This window comes from Oleiphilus messinensis, from assembly GCF_002162375.1.
In the GTDB taxonomy this organism is placed as follows: domain Bacteria; phylum Pseudomonadota; class Gammaproteobacteria; order Pseudomonadales; family Oleiphilaceae; genus Oleiphilus; species Oleiphilus messinensis.
On record NZ_CP021425.1, the window covers coordinates 5,067,353 to 5,088,179 of the forward strand.

Here is a 20,827-nt window from a genome sequence, read left to right on the forward strand (position 1 = left end):
CGTCATGAAAAGATTGATCAATGAACATCCGAGCAGGCCCTTTAAAATCATTCTGGGTGTGATCCCTTTTATTCTGCTCCTCGCGTTATATCAGTGGGGATCGGATGTCCGAAAAGCCGAGAATGAGCGGGATAAGTTACTACCAAGCTTTTCAGAAATACATGAGGCGATGGATCGCATGGCATTGACCCCCAGTAAAAGAAGCGGTGAATATTTGTTCTGGCAAGACACCCTGAGCAGTATGCAACGTTTGTTGATCGGGATTGGCATTGCCGCGGCGATTGGCCTGCTGGTCGGTTTACTCACGGGCGCGATACCCCTGCTCGGCGCACCGCTTAACCCGTTAGTGACCGCGATATCACTCATCCCCCCCATGGCAATTTTACCCATACTTTTTATTGTGTTCGGGCTGGGGGAGGTTTCTAAAGTGGCGTTGATCGTGATTGGTGTCGCGCCATTTTTGATCCGTGACCTCTATCAGCGCACCCGGGAACTTCCCTCCGAACAACTGGTGAAAGCACAAACGCTGGGCGCGCACTCCGGACAAATCATTTTACGGGTACTGCTGCCCCAGGTCATGCCCCGACTCATTGACAGTGTGCGCCTGAGCCTGGGTGCCGCATGGTTATTTTTGATAGCAGCCGAAGCCATCGCGGCAACCGACGGCCTGGGGTATCGCATCTTCCTGGTACGCCGCTACCTTTCGATGGATGTCATCCTGCCCTATGTCGTCTGGATAACCTTCCTGGCCTTCATATTGGACTGGATACTCATCAAGACCAGCCGGCAGTTTTTCCCGTGGTATCACGCAGCTAAATAGTACTACACAGCTATATAGTACTACACAGCTAAATAGTAATAGAGAGCCTCAGACTATGAGCACAAATAGCCCTACAACCACGAGCAACAGGACGTTGATTGAGCTTAACCATCTCGGTAAGTCCTATGACGACCACATTGTCCTCGAAAAACTCAATGCCAAAGTCAATGAGGGCGAATTCGTCACACTGGTCGGCACCTCCGGCTGCGGTAAAAGTACGTTTTTGAAACTGCTACTGGGTACCGAAACCGTGTCCACCGGCGAATTATTACTGGATGGCAAACCCATTAGCAACGAACCCGGTCCGGATCGGGGTATCGTCTTTCAGAAATATTCAGTATTCCCCCATTTGAGTGTGCGCGAGAATGTCGTGATCGGCAAAGAGTTCGTCGAAAACCGAATTCTGGGCCGCGTCTTCGGAAAAAAACGGAAGTTGTTACTCGAAGAAGCGGATCAATGGCTGGAGACCGTTGGCCTGAGTGCCGCCCGACATAAATATCCCCATGAACTTTCCGGCGGAATGCAACAACGTCTGGCAATCGCTCAGGCGCTGATCAAACACCCCCGAGTCTTATTGCTGGATGAACCCTTTGGCGCCCTTGATCCGGGTATCCGTAAAGATATGCACAAAATGGTGCTGGAACTCTGGCAACAACACAAACTCACCGTATTTATGGTGACCCATGACCTGAACGAAGGTTTTTATCTCGGTACACGGCTCTGGGTGTTCGACAAGGTTCGACTGGATCCCCATGCCCCGGAACGCTTTGGCAGTACGATCACATTCGACTTGCCCGTCGGAAAAGTTGACCAGACCAGCTACCAGAGTATCGATCAAACCCTGGAACATTCAAGACAACAACTTGGGGTCTGCTGATCACCATGTCCCCGATTCTGGAGAGAGATCATGACGCTTGATGTCATTAATCCGAATGCGGCAGAGTGCCGCTACCAAACGACGCTAAACAGCGGCCAACACTGGTCACTGCTCGTCAGACGAGACATACAGATGACGCTGACCGACCTGAGTGGCGGCTCAAATGTCGGTATGCTCTTGTACAATCCAACCCAACTAAGCGAAAAATATAATGCGCCGGATACCCTGAAGTGCCAGCACACCTTCAAGCTGACCCGGGGGCATTGTCTGTACTCTGATATGGGACGGATTTTTTGTTCCATCATCGAAGACACGTTCGGCTGGCACGACACTGTCTGTGGCAACAGCCATTCGAGTCACATCCAGGCACGCTGGGGGGCACGAAACTATCAGCAGGACCGGAATGACTGGCACCAGAATGGTTACGACAGCTTTCTGGTCGAACTCGCTAAATACAATCTAACCCGTCGGGACATGGCAGCCAATCTCAACTGGTTTAGCGAGGTGGGGGCGTCCGATGATGGACAGCTTGCACTCAAACGCCATTCGAAAAAGGACGACAGGGTTACCCTGCGATTTGAAATGGACACATTGGTGGTATTGCATACCTGCCCTCACCCTTTGAGCGAAGCAGGTCATTACCCGAGAACATCAGTACAGCTGGAACTGATGCAAAGCCAACCCATGGCGGCGGATGACCCCTGCCTCAATTACTGCCAGGAAAATCAGCGGGGGTTCGAGAACAATAGCTTGTACCACTTTGGTTTACAGACCCTGTATCGGAGCATGCCATGATTAAAGAAAGCCCCCGCGCTTGCAGCACAGCAATTCAGCGAGACATTGTCCCTGCCGGAGATTACTACATACAAATAATCAAACAAGGTCAAACGGTTCGTCTGGTTGATCTCGAAGGTAATCAGGCGGCGGATACCCTGTTCTACTCTGCGAATGATCCTGGCGAGCGCTACAGCGCAACAGACACCATTCGGGAACAGGGCAATCTGTACCTTACCGCCGGAAGCATATTAAAAACGAACGAGAACAATGATCTGCTCGAAATCGTTGCCGATACCTGCGGGCGCCACGACACCGTAGGCGGTGCCTGCGCCAGTGAATCCAATACGGTACGCTACGATCTCGAAAAACGCGGTATGCATGCCTGTCGTGACAGCTGGATGCTCGCGATTCAGGAGCACGAAGAATTTGGCCTCGGCAAAGCCGATATCACCCACAACATTAACTTTTTCATGAACGTCCCGGTGACACCAGAGGGCAAGCTGACGTTTGAAGACGGCATTTCCGCGCCGGGAAAATACGTTGAACTCAAAGCACTGATGGACACCATCATGCTGATTTCGAACTGCCCGCAACTCAATAACCCCTGCAATGGTTACAACCCGACCCCGATTGAAGTGCTGATCTGGGACTAGGGTCATGGGTTTCATACTCCGATGACCTGTTGACGCCTCAGGACGACCTGAGACGGCATCGCTAATCGCGGGACGACCCGCACGATAATGGTAGCAACAGACATGTTTGAGAAGGTTTTGATCGCCAATCGCGGCGCGATTGCCACACGGATTATCCGGACCTTGAAAGCCATGGGAATCCGCAGTGTTGCGGTTTACCATGATGCCGACGCCCAATCTCTGCACGTTCAACAAGCCGATGAAGCAGTCTGTTTGGGAGCGGGCACGGTATCCGAAACGTATCTGGATATTGACAGGATTATCCGGATCGCCATCGAAGCCGGGGCAGAAGCGATCCATCCCGGCTATGGATTCCTGAGCGAAAATACTGACTTCGTTGCACGCTGTGAAGCGGCAAAGATCTCCTTTATCGGCCCTACAGCAGATCAGATAGCCATGTTTGGCTTGAAACATGAGGCCCGACGTATCGCAGATGAAGCCCAAGTGCCGCTGGTACCCGGCTCCCCTTTACTCACGGATCTTGAAAGCGCGATTGCCTGGGCCAGCGAAGTCCATTACCCCGTTATGTTGAAAAGCACCGCTGGCGGTGGCGGAATCGGCATGCAGGTTTGCGAATCTGAGCAGGACTTAATTCAGGCCTGGGAAAGTGTCAGACGACTAAGCGCCAACTATTTTGCCAATGACGGTGTTTTCCTCGAAAAATACATTCGACAGGCTCGGCATATCGAAGTACAAATCATCGGTGATGGTCAGGGCTCGGTAATCTCATTAGGTGAACGGGACTGCTCTGCACAACGCCGAAACCAGAAAGTGATCGAAGAAACCCCGGCCCCCGGACTCTCTGACGCGCTACGTTCCGATTTGCATCAGACCGCCGAACGGCTAATGGCCTCTGTCAACTATCGAAATGCCGGTACTGTTGAATTCATACTGGATGCAGAAACCGGTTCATTCTACTTCCTGGAGGTTAACACCCGTCTGCAAGTCGAACATGGGGTTACGGAAATGGTCTGGGGTGTTGATTTGGTGGACTGGATGATTCGTCTGGCTGCCAATGAGATGGAATCACTCGAAGACCGCAAGCGCAACCTCATGCCAAAAGGCCATGCGATACAAGTGAGAGTCTATGCCGAGGATCCATGTCTCGACTTTCAACCCAGTGCAGGCCTTTTAACCGAAGCCGACTGGCCTGAAGTAGCGGATGTGCGCATTGACCATTGGCTACAACCCGGGCTTGAAGTGACTGCCCTGTTTGACCCGATGCTGGCGAAAGTGATTACGTTACGCGAAGACCGTACCCGTGCGCTATCTTCGTTGAAAGCGGTGCTGACCGATATTAAACTCTATGGCGTGGAAACCAATCTAAACTACGTTGGTAATATCCTGAACAGTGCGGTTTGCCAATCGGGGCAGTTGTTAACCCGGTCGCTGGGAGAAATGACATTCCACAGTCCGAGAATTCATGTACTGAGTAGCGGGACACAAACCACAATTCAGGACTTTCCGGGTCGAACCGGTTTCTGGCATATTGGTATTCCACCCTCAGGCCCGATGGACAGTGTGAGCTTTCGACTTGCGAATCGTTTACTCAATAATCCAAATTCCGCCGCGGGAATGGAAATCACCCTGAATGGCCCCACTCTGCGTTTCGATAGCCCAACCCGTATCGTCTTAACCGGTGCCACAATTGAGGCTAAACTGAATGGTGAAGATATCGCCATGAATCACGTTGTTACCGTTCATGCCGGACAGACACTGATGTTGGGTAAAGTCGTCGGGGCTGGTGCACGAACTTACCTCGCAGTCCACGATGGATTTTATTGTCCCGACTACCTGGGTTCCAAAGCGACATTTACACTGGGTCAATTTGGCGGGCATGCCGGGCGAGCGCTCCGGGCGGGGGATGTCCTGCGCTTGAATGAGTCCACACCCCGACAGGCAATCGATCCGTACCCCGTTCTCAACCCAACAACGTCCCAAGTAAACACCTGCATTCCCGAGATTCACGACAGCTGGGCGCTTCGGGTTATTTACGGCCCCCACGGCGCACCGGATTTTTTCACCGACAACGATATCAAAACCTTCTTTGATCATGAGTGGCAGGTTCACTACAACAGCAGCCGAACCGGTATTCGCCTGATTGGCCCTAAACCTGAATGGGCGCGCGAAACCGGAGGAGAAGCCGGTTTACACCCATCCAATATCCATGATAATGCCTATGCGTTCGGTACCGTCGATTTTACCGGTGACATGCCCGTTATACTCGGCCCGGACGGCCCATCCCTGGGTGGCTTTGTATGCCCCGCGACAGTGATTCAAGCGGATCTCTGGAAACTGGGACAACTCAAGGCCGGGGCCAAGGTTCGCTTTGTTCCGATCAGTTACGATCAGGCCGTTTCGTTGGAAGCAGAACAAACAAAAGCGCTGGAAAATCTGCAGCCGTTGCCCGATTGCCCGCTACCGGAAACCACTGCAATCGAACACCTGCCCTCGCCGGTTATCCACCAGACCCGACTCGGAGAGGATACCGTTACGTGCCGTCTCGCAGGTGACCACTTTCTGCTGGTTGAACTCGGGCCATTGGAACTGGATATTGCCATTCGCTTTAAAATTCACGCTTTAATGCGATGGCTGGAAACAAACCCGACACCCGGAATCAGGGAACTGACCCCTGGTATCCGATCTCTCCAGATTCACTACGATAGCCAGGTACTGCCTCTGAACAAGGTCATCGCAAAGATCGATCAAGCGCTGGAACAACTTCAAGACCATACCGATATGTCTGTTCCGGCACGGATCGTACATATCCCGTTAAGCTGGGATGATGAAGCCTGCCGGATCGCGATTGAAAAATACACCCAGTCCGTGCGCCCGAATGCACCCTGGTGTCCGAGTAATCTTGAATTTATCCGCAGAATTAATGGCCTGCCAGATCTGGCTGCAGTAAAAAAGATTGTGTTCAGTGCGAGCTACCTTGTCATGGGCTTGGGCGATGTGTATCTGGGAGCGCCTGTCGCCACCCCGCTTGATCCGAGACACCGCCTGGTCACAACAAAATACAATCCGGCCCGCACCTGGACCGCAGAAAACTCTGTAGGAATCGGGGGCGCCTACCTTTGTATCTATGGCATGGAGGGGCCCGGCGGCTATCAGTTTGTCGGTCGAACGTTGCAAATGTGGAATCGCTACAAAAAAACCGACGAATTCGAAGTGCCCTGGCTCTTGCGATTCTTTGATCAGATCCGGTTCTATGAAGTTAGCGCCGATGAATTAAAACAAATACGCCAGGATTTTCCTCTGGGGCAATACCCTCTGAAGATTGAGCAAACCACCTTTAATCTGAAAACCTATCAGGACGAACTTAAGCAACAGCAGGCAGCCATTGAAACATTCCAGCAACAACGGGAACAAGCCTTCAACGAAGAGTTACGCCAATGGCGCGAACAGGGCCAGTTAACCTTCGAACAGGATACCCATGAAGCCAGCTCAGACACCGAGACGCTCCCGGTAGACGTTACCGGAATCGAAAGTCCGATATCCGGTAGCGTCTGGCAAATAAAAGTCAATCCGGGGCAACAGGTCACAGCAGGCGACACGATACTGGTTCTGGAATCCATGAAAATGGAAATTGAGGTGTACGCCAACACTGACGGAACAATTGAGAAAGTATTGAAAGAACCGGGGCAACCCGTCACAGCGGGTCAAACTGTAGTCTGGATGAAAGCATAATTCGTTTAGGGAGCTCCACATGACACATCATATGAATACTGACAATACCGAAAATCTTTCGATTCAGGCTTTGCGTGCAGCCTACCGTAACGGTTTAACACCACAAGCACTGATCCCGCGACTACGTGAACAGGCACTGGTTCAATCTGAATTCAATGCCTGGATCACGGTTCTGGATCAGGAAACATTGCAAACCTATATCAACGCCCTGGAAGGAAAGTCAGCTGCAGACCTGCCATTATACGGGGTACCTTTCGCCATCAAAGACAATATTGATCTTGCGGGTGTACCAACCACAGCAGCTTGTCCGGATTTCAGCTATACCCCCGACGAAAATGCCCCCGTTGTACAACGGCTAATCGATGCCGGGGCCATTCCGCTCGGAAAAACAAACCTCGACCAATTCGCTACCGGATTGGTCGGCACACGCTCTCCCTATGGTGAGGCAAAAAACAGCTTTAACCCCGAATACATTTCAGGTGGTAGCAGCGCCGGATCAGCCATTGCCACCGCCCTTGGTCAAGTCAGCTTTGCGCTGGGTACCGATACAGCGGGTTCCGGGCGCGTCCCCGCAGCACTGAATAACCTGGTTGGCCTGAAACCCGGTAAAGGCCTGATCAGCACTCGGGGTGTGGTGCCAGCCTGCCGCAGTCTGGATTGTGTAAGCCTCTTCACGTTAAATTGTGATGATGCCGCAACCCTACTTGATATTGTCGCCCAATTCGACCCGCAGGATCCGTTTTCCCGGCTCAACTCGCACCTGAACCGAGCACGTTACTACCCCGCTAAAAACGAGTCCGGCTTCACATTCGCAGTACCCGAAAACCTGGATTTTCAGAATGATGATGAAACCCGGGCGCTTTTTATAGCCGCTATGGAGCGCCTGCAGGAACAAGGCGGAACAGCTGTGAAAATCGACTTTTCACCTTTTCTGCAAGCAGCTCAGCTTCTCTATCAAGGTCCGTGGGTAGCAGAGCGGGCGCTGGCGACAGCAAAGGTACATCAGTCCGCGATGCTCCCGGCTATTCGGGAAATAATCGGACAGGCAGACAATTTTAAAGCCACCGATTGCTTTACCGCGCAATACACATTAGCGGCCCTCAAACGTACCTGTGATGCCTTGATACGTAACGTGGATTTTGTATTAACACCCACGCTTCCGACTACATACACCCGTGCACAGATTAATGACGACCCGATAAAGCTCAATTCAACACTCGGAACCTACACAAACTTTATGAATCTGCTCGACTACGCGGCTGTTGCCATTCCAGCAGGATTTAACGGCGCAACGGTACCCTGGGGTGTCACATTGTTCAGCTTCGAACACACTGAGATTCAATTGCTTTCTTATGGCAGGCAGCTACATCGACACCTGGTTACTCATCAGGGCAATACCCGGCATAACGTGCCCGAAAACGATGAGACGTCACCGTTTCCTGCGCCCAGCGCAAAAACCATTGATGTCGTTGTGTGTGGCGCTCATCTGGCCGGTCAGCCTCTAAACTGGCAACTCACCGAGCGGCAGGCAACACTGGTGCTGCGTACTCAAAGCGCACCTTGTTATGAGTTGTTTGTTTTACCTGATGGCAAAAGACCTGCGATGGTTCGAAACTCTGAACATGGCAGTGCAATTGAAGTCGAAGTATGGCGCATGCCTCAGGAGAATTTTGGCAGCTTCGTCGCAGGCATACCCACGCCATTGGGTATTGGCAAGGTAGAACTTTCGGATGGCCAAATTTTACCGGGGTTTATTTGCGAGGACAGTGGCACAGTTGGTGCCCAGAATATTACTCGATATGGTGGCTGGCGACGTTGGTTGAGCACTATGGGTTAGTAAGTCACTGACAAATCTCAAACAGACGTGCAGGTAAGACAACGACTCAAAAACAGATTAACTTAAAATAAATCGATCTCACCTGCACTTCGAGACTCCGAAGCTTGCCCTCCCATCTCTGATTCTGCACCGCGCTGTTTCGCCCGTCGCTGGGTATTCCAGACATTTTTGGAACATTCAAAACGACTCATCAATTCTTGTAACTTGTGACCCAGTTTTTTAAGATCATCCGATTTCACGGTATGGAGCTGCGAGTTACTCAGTGCGTCGGAGTTAAGTTGGCCCAAGGCACGCATTGAAAGGTTAACCTCTTCATTCAATTCTCCCTGGGATTTTGCGGCCAATTGAATTGCTTTCGCAGCTGAGCTGATATCCTGCACAGAATCAACAATTGCACTCAGCTGATCTCGGAACTTGTGGGTTTCTTCAACCGCTTCCCGGGTTCGTTCGTTACTGGTTTGAATACTGGTTGTAATCCCTGCTGAAGCATTTTGAATCGCCGATATCATCTCTCTGATTTGTTGCGTTGATTCCTGAGAGCGTTTTGCCAGGGAGCGGACTTCATCCGCAACCACGGCAAACCCTCGACCGGATTCACCTGCTCGTGCCGCTTCAATGGCGGCATTCAATGCCAATAAATTAGTCTGGTCTGCAATGTCGTTGATGACATCAACAATCGAACCAATCCGGGCACTGCTGGTTTTCAAATACCCCAGAACTTCCGATGCCTCATTCATTTGTTGCATCAGCAGATCCATGGTCGTCGTAAACCCTTCCGCCGATTCCTGACACTCAGACACCACATGCTCCGAGCGGGTTTCTACTGCGATAATATTTTCGACTTGCTCCAGAACCTGCTTACTGGCCGAATACATCCTCGATACCCGGTCCGCAACCTGTTCACCGAACGTTGCTTGAAGTGTGGCTTTCTGGGTCATATTGAAATAGGTTTCGGACAGCTCATCCGACATGGGCAATAATCGAGCTGCTGAACCGCCAATTTCGATTAACGAGGCGTCCAGGTGCGTAATACAATCATTCAGGGTCTTAACCAACTGTTGCAGGCCTTTCTCCTGCTGCTCAGGCAAGCGCACATTCAAATGGGTTTTTTGCGCTTCCTGATCGAACATATCCTCCCTGATTGGCCGTAGCGCACTTAGCATCGCTTGGTCAAACCACTTCTTCATAAAATAAACAACGCTGCCCGCTATGAGCAACGTTTTAATAGTGATGAGCAAACTCTCAAGTGGGCTTAAATCCAATGCTCGGGTGAACGAAACTTCCATTGTAATCAAGCCAACCAGTACCACTCCAACCCAAATTTTACGGTTACGTTTAGTTTTACCGAGACTCATATTGCTGCAGCCATGTACCTGGATAACTCCTGAATTCAGTCATACTCGAAATCGATCAAAGGCCTCAACGACCTTGTGGTTCAAGCTTTGCAGTGATGATGCTGTATCCACCGACTGCTGAGACACACCCGTGATGTTTGAAGCTATAGTCGTGATCTGTGTCAGGTTCCGGCTCACATCATCACACACAGTGCGCTGCTCTTCAGTTGCGCTCGCAATCTGGACACTCATATCGCTGATGACCTTCATAGCCTCTGCGATCTGTTGCAAGGCGTCACCGGTACGTGTGCTCATTTCCACATTATCCTGACTGCGATCTTTTGAAGTGGTCATCGCTGTGACCGCTTTTTGAGCGCCGCCCTGAAGTTTTTCAATCATGGATTGAATCTCTTCAGTTGCTTCCTGTGTGCGACTGGCTAACGCTCTCACTTCATCCGCAACGACCGCAAATCCCCGCCCCATCTCACCCGCTCGCGCGGCTTCGATTGCCGCATTCAATGCCAGCAGGTTGGTTTGCTCCGCAATACCGCGAATTACCGCTAACACAGAAGTAATGTTCGCGACATCTTTTTGCAACGAATCCACCGCCACAGCCCCGGTATCAATCTCATGGGCAAGCTGATGAATCGCTTCGATTGCACTTTGTACAATTTCATTGGCCTCAGAGGCTGCTTTATCTGCACTCCCCACAGAGTCTGCCGCTTGCCGGGCATTATCTGCTACGGTTTGCGAGGCAATGCTCAGCTCGTGCGTTGCGGCAGTAACCTGGTCGATCTCGGCATGCTGATCGCCCAGCTCGGCGCCGATATCCACTGCACTGGTGGTCACTTTATTAACCCAGGTCTCCATTTCCTTCATCGAAGAGCGGGTTTCGACAACCAGCGCTCTGATTTTTTCAAAAAAGCGGTTAAATTCAACCGCCAGATCACCCAACTGATCCTGTCGGTCCGTCGGTAGTCTTTTGGTCAAATCGCCATCCCCTTCTGCGATATCTCGAAGTGCTTCAATCACCTGAATCAAAGGCCGGTCAACCAGGGCACGCGCGGCAAACAATAACACCAATGCGACGATCACATCCAGAAACACTGTCTCGGCGACAGATCGCCAAAGCTGCGCAGTGAGTTGCTCTTCGATGTGGCGTTCATCAATCCAGATCTCCACACTTCCAACCGGTTTTTTGTCACCATAATCGTCGAATTCAAGCGCTGACTTCAGTACGCGACCATCCCAATTCTGCCCTCCGTAGGGCGACGCTTTCTTTTCATCCCCCTCAAGCTCGTTATAAATGCCTTTAATGACTTTATCTTTCAAATCCCGAATCAAAATACCCTGAACAAAATTGGCATTTGATTCAGACAACAGGACATTTTCCATTTGGTCAGATTCAAAGTTCCACACTAATCCCGGCAAACTGCGGGACAATCGATGAAGCGCCTGGCCAGATTGTCGTTCCATTTGTTTTTCCAGACTGACTTTAATGTTGCGATAATCATTAAAGCCAAAGCCGATCAAAATTAACGTCAATATACAGACGACAAGGATGACGAGCTTAATACCTATTTGTTTTAGAAATGACATAATTTAGGCTACCAATTAAAATACCTACCGACTTCTATTCCTTATTGGTATTGTTTCATTATGGCCTGGACATCCACTTTCTTGAGCCCTTCATTAAATATTTGAGCAATTTCTTTGCCAAAGTCGTTGTTTTTGAAGCAAATGTACAACTTCTTATTCTCGAGTATTTTTTCATTCATCTGAACATGCTCGGAAAACGGTTTGAGCGATGGATCAGATTTGAGTAAGTATGCAAACACATTCGCATCGATTATGGCCACCGGGACGCGATTACCCGCAACTTTCTTTATATTCGTGGCATCACTGGTCACGGCTTGTACTTTCTGTTTACCTTGCGCGACCCGTGCATCAAACTCGTCGGTATTAACATAGTCCTGAACCACCCCCACGACCAATGGTTGCAAATCTTCCAGTGTCTGCCATGTCACGGGATTATTTTTATTTTCAACCAAGCCCAGGGGTCCACTACCCATTGGGTCGCTAAATACAAATTCATCAGCAACTGCATCAGAATAGTATTCTGGAAAATACCCGGCGTATTGACTTGCATCATTCTTCGCTTCGCTTACAGCTCTGGACCATGGCAGAAAATCGACGACAAGCTCATAGCCCATTGCTTTAAATGCCGCTCTGGCGACAGCTACCGAACTCCCACCTCCAGGTAAATTACGTCCCGCATAGGGAGGCCACTCCAGTGAGGTCAGAGAGATTTTTTTCGTTTGCAGTAATCGGCATGGAAGTCATAAAGAAAGCCAACAGCAAAGCCGAGGCTGATGTGAGCGTGCGGATCATAAATGCTCCTTTACAAGCAAACGTTGACATCCTGATATCAAGATGAGCGCACCTTGCCTGTGACGCTCCCAAAACGAATTCAACCGAACGGTAAAACCTTAAAATGGTTCGCTTTGATCAATTCGTCGCGATGAGATTTGGCCTACTGTCAGTTTAGATGAGAGTAGCTGGAATTCAACTATGAACAGCATCAGTCCGGATAGACTCTACAGCACGAAGTCCACTACTCACCCGACGCCCGGGACGAGTGGCGGAATTCATGTCTATAGATCGTTCCCCGCCTTATCAGGCGAGGCTTCCAACTTTTTAGGCCGCCACTACTGATATAGCAGATTTACGCAGATATCACGGCTCAGGCTGTAGCCGAACAAACAAACCTGTTGGCGCTGAACGCAGCAATCGAGGCTGCTCGAGCTGGAGAAAGCGGGCGAGGTTTTGCCGTTGTCGCAGACGAAGTCCGAACACTTGCCACAAAAACCCATGAGTCCGCGGAAGAAATTGAAACAATGATCCATCAACTGCAAGAAGGCGCAAGCAATGCGGTCGTGGTCATGAAAACAGCAAACGGCTCAGCTGCAGAGGGGGTTCAACAAGTCCAAACCGCGATGACAGCCCTGAATGAAATAGATCAGGAAATCAGCAATATTAACGACCTCAGCGCCTTGATGCGCTCTATATCGGAAGATCAAAGCAAAGCAGCAGAAGAAATTAACGCGACCGTATTAAACATAAGTCACCTAGCCGATAACTCCTCACACCAGGCCTCGGAAACCTCCAAGGTCTCACAAACCTTGAGGCAATTAGCAAATCAGTTGGATGAGCTGGTTTCGGCGTTCAAGATACAATGATGCGCGTTCATTACAAATAGCAAATCTGCTATGGGCTGATTCATTATTCTCATTTTGAACACCTCCCTAGGCCCCTCCATGCTTTAAATTTGATGGTGTTTGCCCCCTTCTTGATTGAAAAAAACTAACGCATCAAGATTGGTGCAAACACCGAAATTCTGCTTTTCCATAGTGCATAACTGAATAAGATTGATAAAGAATTCTCCTCCAGCTCTTTGTCATATTTTTGACACCTTCTTTCTTTATACTCATGGAGTCGCTCTAATATAATGTATTTATTGGTTTTTTTAAAAAACAAAATCAATAGAACTATATATGGTATGCAAACTGCTTAGCATAGAAGCGTCAAATGCAAAAGGAAATAGTCGCGATTTTTTATTGGGGATGGGGATATTCTTCAACATTCCAGTTTGTATTGTGCTGTTACGAACTGCAGGGTTAACAGGGAATGAAAACGCAGTAAGGCAAACCTATTAGTTCGTTAAAGAGGTTTGCTTGCTGCTATTGGGAAATATTAGAAAGGAGATGGAATGATGCGAATCAGTATTTTTGGCCTAGGTTATGTTGGTGCAGTATGTGCGGGATGTCTTTCCGAAAGGGGTCACGAGATTGTGGGTGTAGATATCTCCGAAGCAAAAATCGATTTAATCAACAATGGAAAATCACCGATAGTAGAACCGGGGCTGGAAGCCTTATTGTCTAACGGTGTCCAATGTGGATTGATTCGAGGCACTACCAATGTTGCGGCAGCAATTGCCGAAACCGACGTTACCATGATATGTGTAGGGACTCCCAGCAAACGTAACGGAGACTTGGAACTCTGCTACATCGAAGATGTATGCCGCCAAATTGGTCAGGTATTAAAAAACAAATCTACCCGGCACACGGTGGTAATCCGAAGTACAGTGCTTCCCGGCACTGTAAAAAACATTGTCCTCCCCATATTGGAGGATTGTTCGGGTAAGCGGGCAGGCATTGATTTTGGCCTGGCGATGAATCCGGAATTTCTTAGAGAAAGTACAGCCATAAAGGACTATGACTACCCTCCGATGACGGTTATCGGTGAATTTGACAGTGCATCAGGGGATATTCTTCAAGAAATATATCAAGACCTGGAGGCTCCAATCATCCGGAAGTCGATTGAAGTTGCAGAAATGATCAAATATACCTGCAATGTTTGGCATGCAACGAAGGTTAGCTTTGCCAATGAAATCGGCAACATCGCTAAAGCTTGTGGTGTCGATGGTCGAGAAGTGATGGACGTTGTCTGCAGGGACGAAAAACTTAATATTTCCAAATACTATATGAAACCCGGGTTTGCGTTCGGTGGCTCCTGCCTTCCCAAAGACGTTCGAGCGCTAACCTATCGAGCATCCCAACTCGATGTCGAACACCCACTGCTTGGGTCTATCATGCAAAGCAACTCCTACCAGGTTCGCCGTGCCTATGAAATGGTCGCAGCAACCGGGAAACGAAAAATCGCACTACTGGGATTGAGTTTCAAAGCGGGTACCGATGACCTGCGGGAAAGCCCTCTCGTTGAACTTGCAGAACTGCTGATAGGCAAAGGCTTCGATCTTCGCATCTTCGATCGAAATGTCGAGTATGCCCGGGTACACGGGGCAAACAAAGACTATATCGAATCAAAAATCCCTCACGTTTCATCACTTCTAAGTTCTGATCTAACGACGCTCGCCGAGACATCTGACGTGATTATCCTCGGAAACAGTGATGAACTTTTTGAAACCGTTCTATCCGACTTAAAACCAGGCAAGAAAGTCATTGACCTTGTTGGGTTTATGGAACATTCCTCAGATGAGGAAAAAGAAGGTATCTGCTGGTAACCAGCACCTTCAACTCCAGTCATTTCTTCTTGAATTGAGTCTCGAACAGGTCAGGCAGACTTTAAAGCCGGATCTGTTCGATGCAATTAATCTCGCTGTCGCTCCCGTGGAGGAGCCTCTGCGCGGTTGAATTGTATCAGTATCGGCTCTTTGATCGAACGGCAGGTAAGTAGAAGTGGAAAAACTTAAAGACATAATGAGCAGCACCACTGGGTGGTTAATTTATTTTTCAGCACTGATGGGCCTCGCCTTGCTGTTGCCGGAATCCACCTTCATCCCCGAAACTAAAACGTTTTTATTCGCAATTGGCATCATTGGTATCTGGCGCTACTCGATGGGCGTCGTACATTTTATTCGCGGGATGATTTTTTTGTACATCGTCTTTCCGTTGTATCAACGCAAAATTAAAAAAATGGGTGCTCAAACCAATCCCAGTCATATTTATTTGATGGTCACCAGCTTCCGAATTGACGCATCAACGACAGCGATGGTGTACCAGTCGATTATCCGCGAAGCAATAACCTGTGGACTGCCTACCACCATTGTTGCTTCGATTGTCGAGATGTCAGATGAGTTATTAATGAAATCACTCTGGGAAACCATGGCCCCACCCGAACATATCAAACTGACATTTGTGCGTATTCCTGGCACAGGAAAAAGAGATGGCCTGGCATACGGCTTTCGGGCGATCTCCAGAGACATGCCAGACGACAGTGCAGTTGTCGCTGTAATTGACGGCGACACGGTGTTAGACGAAGGCGTAGTACTCAAGACAGTGCCATATTTCAAACTTTTTCCAAATCTTGGGGGACTGACCACCAATGAATTCTGCGAGGTTCGCGGCAGCTATTTTATGAGTGAGTGGCACAAGCTCCGCTTCGCTCAACGACATATCAACATGTGCTCAATGGCGCTCTCGAAGAGAGTGCTAACCCTGACTGGACGAATGTCCGTTTTTCGAGCAAGTGTGGTGTCACAACCGGAGTTTATTGCTGATGTCGAAAGTGACTCGCTAAAACATTGGCGCCTGGGAGAATTCAAATTTCTGACCGGGGACGACAAATCCAGCTGGTTCAGCTTGATGCGTCTGGGTTACGACACATTCTATGTGCCCAATGCCTCGGTTAATACCGTGGAGCACCCACCTGATCCCAGATTTATTCGTGCCAGTCGTCAGCTCATGTTCCGCTGGTATGGAAACAATTTGAGACAAAACAGTCGTGCGACAAAATTGGGACCACAACGGTTGGGCTGGTTTACCTACTACGTATTGTTTGATCAACGCATATCCATGTGGACCAGCTTACTCGGAATTTCAGTTGCCGTGATAGCTGCGACAAAATATCACATTGGATTTTTGATTGCTTACTTATTATGGGTTGGTATTACACGGATGGCACTAACCCTACTGCTTCTGGCTTCAGGGCATAACGTTGGGCCAGCATACCCGTTGATGCTGTATTACAACCAGATATTTGGTGCCATTATGAAAATTTATGTGTTTTTCCGATTGGATCGGCAGTCATGGACTCGCCAACCAACCCAGTTGAAACGGAATCTCGCTTCATTTCAACAATGGTTTAACCGTTGGTCTTCACGCAGCATGACGTTTTCAGCCTTGAGCTTATTCGGGGCAATATTGATTACTCTGGTTTAAATCTCTGGCCAGGGTCATTTGCCCACTTAGGGTATACGTTTTATTGAACGATCCAATTCACTAAACGATTCACTCGTTAAATAAGGATGTTGTAATGAATATTGCACTGAACACAAATGTTGTCCATGAATCAGAAGCACAACGTCAACATGCACGCGTGCGCTTACCCGCCAGCTTAAAACTTAGCACCACCGATGGCGCTCGTCAGACATTCAAACTCAAGGATATCTCTGCCGGCGGGTTTAGTCTTGAGGCAGAAACCCCAACACTAGAAATGAACAAAAGTTACACCGGTGCGCTGGCATTCGTCGTTGATGCACTGGAAATTTCGTTAGAGATCCACTTTATTGTCCGGGACATCCCCAGAGATACTCAACTTGTACGTTGTGAGTTCGAGAACCTTGGTGCTCAGGAAACCTCGACATTACGCCATTTAATCACCTCCTACCTGAACGGATCAATCGTCACCATGGGAGAAGTATTGAATACACTTTCGCGGGAGAATTTCACCCGGGAGAGAAAGCAAAAGGGCAATGCAGGACTCAACTTTTTCGCACGGTTCAAGGCTGCGACACTGAGCACGTTTTGGTTCATCGTAGGACTAGCGGCATTTGGCCTGGCATCGAGTCAAATTTATGACAATTATTTTTTAACCAAGGCAACTTCTGCAAAAGTTATCATCGAGACAATTAATGTCAGCATGCCGAGAGAGGGTATCGTCAACAGCCTGATCACTGACAACCAAACTTCTGTGGAAGCTGGCACAGCAATTGCGACCTATAAAACACCGTTGGTCGATGCCCTTAAACTTGAATTTAACTCCGATGACCCTAAGCAGGCGGCCGCAATCAATGAAGTATTGAGCCGAAGTGCAGAGGGTACGGTTTCCAGTCCCTGTGACTGTGAGATCCTCAAGTCTCACTTCATTGCTGGCGAATACGCCAATAAAGGTGATGCGCTTTTCACGCTAACCCAACAGAAATCTAAACCTCAGATCAGCGCTTACTTCAACTACAAAGATTTGGAACACATCCAGGTCAATCAAACTGTCCATGTAACCGTTGCCGGAAGTCCCCAGACCATTACCGGTCAAATCAAAAGCATTCAAATGGCAGAAGATAGTGGAATCATAGATTATGTGAATACCTCTTCGGTCAATGCAATTGTGGAGCTCACGGAAGTGTTACCTGCAGATTTCTGGTTGAGACCAGCAACGGTAACGGTTGCCCCCAAAACGGTCGACAAGATCTCCAATTGGGTAGTATCCATATGGTAATAACACATAAAAAGCGCCAGCACTTGCAAGCGTGCTCACCACGTAAAATACTGCTTACTCTCATGCTGACCGTCGGCATTCAGGCATGTAGCAATTTACCCAGTATCGAAAAAGCAGACCATGCTTATGCGAATGGTGATTATGAGTTGGCACGGGAAATTTATTCTGCATTGGCGAAACGAGGCTTTCCGGATGCTCAAATTGCACTGGGCGATATGTATTTCAGAGGACTGGGCGTAACCGTAAACCGGCGAGAAGGTAGACGTTGGTATGCAACTGCTGCCGAGTCAGGAGACACTCGCGCCCAACAGCGTTATGCCAAATCGCTCATTGCAACCACAACAACGGAGACTGCTGATCCCCGGCAATCCAAAGCAATACTGCTCAAACTCTGGGAATACGAAGGGAAAGAGACTGTTGCGCTCGATTTAGGCCATGTCATTGTTGATTATCCTGAATTAGGCACAGCAGAAGAAGCAGAGCAATGGCTTACCTTGGCGTTATCACAAGGGCAAGTAGAAGCCAATTATTACCTCGGTTTACTTTATTCCCAAGATGCATTCGGAACGCCTGATATCGCCAAGGCGAAAGCATTTTTTGTCGCTGCACTCGATTCTACCCCTCTGGCGGCGCATGAACTTCTGGCATTGTATTCTCAACACCCAGAACTGGGAGATCTACAGGAAATACTGGAAAACCTCATTTCCAGACAATCATTCAGCGGCGGCAAATCTGCGTATCACCTGGGGAGCATTTATGACCGAGGTGAACTTCTGCCATTTGATGCCAGAAAGGCTGAGCAATTCTATCTGAAGGCGGTAGACGAGTATCCGAAAGCCATACTGGCATTAGCTAACCTGTATGCGAAAAATCCAGACATTACGACAGAAAGTACTGTTTTCGAGTGGATAGATCGTGCAGAAAAATCCGGATTTGTCGCTCAGGCTCAATTACTCAAAGCACGTATTCTCTATGAGGGAAAATTGATACCTGGCGAGCCGGAAAAAGCTGAAAGCATCTATCTACGGTTTGCAGATGAGTCTGCTGAGGCCTGCTATCACCTTGGGTTACTTTACCGATTGGGATATCTGGGCGAAAGCAACTATCCAAAATCATTTCGCTACTTCCTGCAAGCTGCTCGCCTGGGTTATGAGAGTGGGGACTTTCAAATTGGCGACATTTTCGTTAAGGGGCGGGTTATCAAACCGGACCCGGCCAGAGCCTATGCCCATTACTCCATGGCAGCCAACGCTGGCCATGAACGAGCAAAAGCAGCGAAAGAGAGACTCGAAGGGTCACTTTCCAATTCACAACGTAGCAAAGCACAACAGTGGATGGACGAGGAAATGTCCATTAGAGAAGATGCCACCGAACAGGACAGCGTCGCTCAGTTGACAAGGATAAACTAATGGCAATAAAGAGTCGGTTTAGCCGGATAAGCGCGCTTGCAATTTGCATGCTAGCGGTTTCGGAAACACAAGGTAACAGCCATCTGGATACGCGGATTTTAGCCATTATCTCCGCCAACGGAGAAAGTGCAAGCGATCTGGGCCTCGGTAACCAAAGCGATGATACAGCGATTTCAGCTTCAATTCGTCCGAGCCTGCTTTGGCACGCGACTGACGAAATGTCTTTTTTCAGTAAAGGTCGCCTTTTCTACAGTACTGCATCTCTGTTACAGGATAGCGATGAAGGTGGGTCAAGCAGTGATGGTTTCGCAAGCCTGGACGAATTGTGGGGGAGGTATTCTTTTTCCCCGGGTCAAGAAGGCTATTCATTCAAATTCGGTCGCCAACGGATCAAAGAGACGGATTCCCTCTGGTGGGATAAGGATATCGATGCTCTGCGTCTGAGCTACAACTCAACGCTATTAAATGGCTTTTTCGCTGCGGCACAACAACTGTCAGCTCACCGTACCGATGACAGTGATTTCGACGAGCGTGATGAAGACATACTCCGGGTGGTAGGCGAGCTGGAATATGAATGGCACTACGCACAACGTATTTCCATTCGAACCATGTGGCAAAAAGATTACTCTGACCATATCAAAGCAGGAAATTCTCTGGCGTCAATCGGGACTGACACGGAAGACCTGGATGGTATCTGGCTAGGGTTTCGACTCAACGGGTCAATCTCAGATGAACCCGGTCGCTGGGGGTATTTCCTTGATATCGGTTATTTAACCGGAGAGCGTCAACAGATCAGTTCAACGCAGCAAAACCAAGTGCTCGAAGTGCACGACCAGTCCATTGATGGCTGGGCAGTTGATATCGGGGGTTGGCGAGAATGGGATCACTATTTAAAACCCAAACTAGGTTTTCACATCGCTCAGACTTCATCGGGAGATGGTTTTGTGCAGACCGGATTACAGAGTAACCGGGCCTACTTGACAGATTTTAACTCACGCTTTTATCGCTACGGCGAATTGTATCGTGCGGAGCTCAGCAATATACGCATATATTCTCTGTTTTCAGGAATTGATTGGCGCCGGAGTCATGACTTCAGTGTCGTATTACATCACTTCACACGACTTGATAATCAAGCTCCGGTTTATAGCGGTGGTATTTCTGCAGACCCGGAAAGCACAGGTTCCACTCTTGGATCTGAATTGGATTTGATTTACGGATGGAATATCACTGAACACATGCAGAAACATTGGCAAAGAGCGGAGAAGTCCCAGGTCAGAGCCCGTCTTGCAGGCTTTCTACCGGGTAATGCGTACTCTGCTCGCGCAGATAACTTTGCTTATCGAATTACGCTGGATTTGTTGATGGCATTTTAGTG

General features: G+C 49.0%; 15 protein-coding genes. 12 read left to right on the forward strand and 3 right to left on the reverse strand.

What is annotated here, in order from left to right:
- Positions 1-4: 4 nt before the first annotated feature.
- The 6 genes from OLMES_RS22045 to atzF all read left to right on the forward strand — a co-directional run bounded on the left by OLMES_RS22045 (position 5) and on the right by atzF (position 8,693).
- A complete protein-coding gene (locus OLMES_RS22045) occupies positions 5-820 on the forward strand; it encodes an ABC transporter permease (protein WP_087463235.1) in 816 nt (271 codons plus the stop codon).
- Positions 821-875: 55 nt separating this feature from the next.
- Positions 876-1,697 (forward strand): ABC transporter ATP-binding protein, encoded by an 822-nt coding sequence (locus OLMES_RS22050; protein WP_087463236.1) that lies wholly within the window; start codon positions 876-878, stop codon positions 1,695-1,697.
- A 30-nt stretch (positions 1,698-1,727) separates the two neighbouring features.
- A complete protein-coding gene (locus OLMES_RS22055) occupies positions 1,728-2,492 on the forward strand; it encodes an urea amidolyase associated protein UAAP1 (RefSeq protein ID WP_087463237.1) in 765 nt (254 codons plus the stop codon).
- On the forward strand, positions 2,489-3,127 hold the full coding sequence (locus OLMES_RS22060) for an urea amidolyase associated protein UAAP2 (RefSeq protein WP_087463238.1): 639 nt from the start codon (positions 2,489-2,491) through the stop codon (positions 3,125-3,127). Before OLMES_RS22055 ends, OLMES_RS22060 begins: the two co-directional genes overlap by 4 nt.
- A 102-nt stretch (positions 3,128-3,229) precedes the next feature.
- Positions 3,230-6,856, forward strand: a complete 3,627-nt coding sequence (uca, locus tag OLMES_RS22065) for an urea carboxylase (RefSeq protein WP_087463239.1) — start codon at positions 3,230-3,232, stop codon at positions 6,854-6,856.
- Positions 6,857-6,875: 19 nt separating this feature from the next.
- On the forward strand, positions 6,876-8,693 hold the full coding sequence (atzF, locus tag OLMES_RS22070; RefSeq protein WP_232465174.1) for an allophanate hydrolase: 1,818 nt from the start codon (positions 6,876-6,878) through the stop codon (positions 8,691-8,693).
- Positions 8,694-8,755: 62 nt separating this feature from the next.
- Here atzF and OLMES_RS22075 read toward each other — a convergent pair whose 3' ends face one another.
- Genes OLMES_RS22075 through OLMES_RS22085 form a run of 3 tightly spaced genes read right to left on the reverse strand, consistent with a single transcriptional unit; the run spans position 8,756 to position 12,240 of the window.
- Positions 8,756-10,048, reverse strand: a complete 1,293-nt coding sequence (locus OLMES_RS22075) for a methyl-accepting chemotaxis protein (protein WP_087463240.1) — start codon at positions 10,046-10,048, stop codon at positions 8,756-8,758.
- Between the two features lie 39 nt (positions 10,049-10,087).
- Positions 10,088-11,626 carry a methyl-accepting chemotaxis protein gene (locus tag OLMES_RS22080; RefSeq protein WP_087463241.1) on the reverse strand — a complete coding sequence of 513 codons (1,539 nt, stop codon included), beginning with the start codon at positions 11,624-11,626 and terminating at the stop codon, positions 10,088-10,090.
- 41 nt (positions 11,627-11,667) lie between these two features.
- Positions 11,668-12,240, reverse strand: coding sequence for a substrate-binding periplasmic protein (locus OLMES_RS22085; RefSeq protein WP_408635107.1), 573 nt, complete (start codon positions 12,238-12,240; stop codon positions 11,668-11,670).
- A gap of 558 nt (positions 12,241-12,798) precedes the next feature.
- On the opposite strand from OLMES_RS22085, the gene OLMES_RS22095 reads away from it, so the two are divergent.
- From OLMES_RS22095 to OLMES_RS22120, 6 genes are all read left to right on the forward strand, one after another.
- Entirely contained in the window at positions 12,799-13,266 is a 468-nt protein-coding gene (locus tag OLMES_RS22095) for a methyl-accepting chemotaxis protein (RefSeq protein ID WP_157678456.1), read from the forward strand.
- A gap of 533 nt (positions 13,267-13,799) precedes the next feature.
- Positions 13,800-15,110 carry a nucleotide sugar dehydrogenase gene (locus tag OLMES_RS22100; protein WP_087463245.1) on the forward strand — a complete coding sequence of 437 codons (1,311 nt, stop codon included), beginning with the start codon at positions 13,800-13,802 and terminating at the stop codon, positions 15,108-15,110.
- Positions 15,111-15,306: 196 nt separating this feature from the next.
- Complete coding sequence (locus OLMES_RS22105; RefSeq protein ID WP_087464616.1) at positions 15,307-16,767, forward strand: glycosyltransferase family 2 protein; 1,461 nt, start codon at positions 15,307-15,309, stop codon at positions 16,765-16,767.
- Positions 16,768-16,861: 94 nt separating this feature from the next.
- Positions 16,862-18,043 (forward strand): PilZ domain-containing protein, encoded by a 1,182-nt coding sequence (locus tag OLMES_RS22110; protein ID WP_087463246.1) that lies wholly within the window; start codon positions 16,862-16,864, stop codon positions 18,041-18,043.
- The gene (locus OLMES_RS22115; protein ID WP_087463247.1) at positions 18,037-19,452 is read left to right on the forward strand and encodes a tetratricopeptide repeat protein; all 1,416 of its coding nucleotides are present in this window, start codon (positions 18,037-18,039) and stop codon (positions 19,450-19,452) included. The genes OLMES_RS22110 and OLMES_RS22115 overlap by 7 nt, the downstream gene beginning before the upstream one ends.
- On the forward strand, positions 19,452-20,825 hold the full coding sequence (locus OLMES_RS22120) for an alginate export family protein (RefSeq protein WP_087463248.1): 1,374 nt from the start codon (positions 19,452-19,454) through the stop codon (positions 20,823-20,825). Before OLMES_RS22115 ends, OLMES_RS22120 begins: the two co-directional genes overlap by 1 nt.
- Positions 20,826-20,827: the final 2 nt, after the last annotated feature.

Coding starts and splice junctions, on each gene's coding strand:
- OLMES_RS22120 (WP_087463248.1), top strand. CDS start 19,452: ATGGCAATAAAGAGTCGGTTTAGCCGGATAAGCGCGCTTGCAATTTGC.
- OLMES_RS22110 (WP_087463246.1), top strand. CDS start 16,862: ATGAATATTGCACTGAACACAAATGTTGTCCATGAATCAGAAGCACAA.
- OLMES_RS22045 (WP_087463235.1), top strand. CDS start 5: ATGAAAAGATTGATCAATGAACATCCGAGCAGGCCCTTTAAAATCATT.
- OLMES_RS22100 (WP_087463245.1), top strand. CDS start 13,800: ATGCGAATCAGTATTTTTGGCCTAGGTTATGTTGGTGCAGTATGTGCG.
- OLMES_RS22055 (WP_087463237.1), top strand. CDS start 1,728: ATGACGCTTGATGTCATTAATCCGAATGCGGCAGAGTGCCGCTACCAA.
- OLMES_RS22085 (WP_408635107.1), bottom strand. CDS start 12,240: ATGGGCTATGAGCTTGTCGTCGATTTTCTGCCATGGTCCAGAGCTGTA.
- OLMES_RS22050 (WP_087463236.1), top strand. CDS start 876: ATGAGCACAAATAGCCCTACAACCACGAGCAACAGGACGTTGATTGAG.
- OLMES_RS22080 (WP_087463241.1), bottom strand. CDS start 11,626: ATGTCATTTCTAAAACAAATAGGTATTAAGCTCGTCATCCTTGTCGTC.
- OLMES_RS22105 (WP_087464616.1), top strand. CDS start 15,307: ATGAGCAGCACCACTGGGTGGTTAATTTATTTTTCAGCACTGATGGGC.
- atzF (WP_232465174.1), top strand. CDS start 6,876: ATGACACATCATATGAATACTGACAATACCGAAAATCTTTCGATTCAG.
- OLMES_RS22115 (WP_087463247.1), top strand. CDS start 18,037: ATGGTAATAACACATAAAAAGCGCCAGCACTTGCAAGCGTGCTCACCA.
- uca (WP_087463239.1), top strand. CDS start 3,230: ATGTTTGAGAAGGTTTTGATCGCCAATCGCGGCGCGATTGCCACACGG.
- OLMES_RS22075 (WP_087463240.1), bottom strand. CDS start 10,048: ATGAGTCTCGGTAAAACTAAACGTAACCGTAAAATTTGGGTTGGAGTG.
- OLMES_RS22060 (WP_087463238.1), top strand. CDS start 2,489: ATGATTAAAGAAAGCCCCCGCGCTTGCAGCACAGCAATTCAGCGAGAC.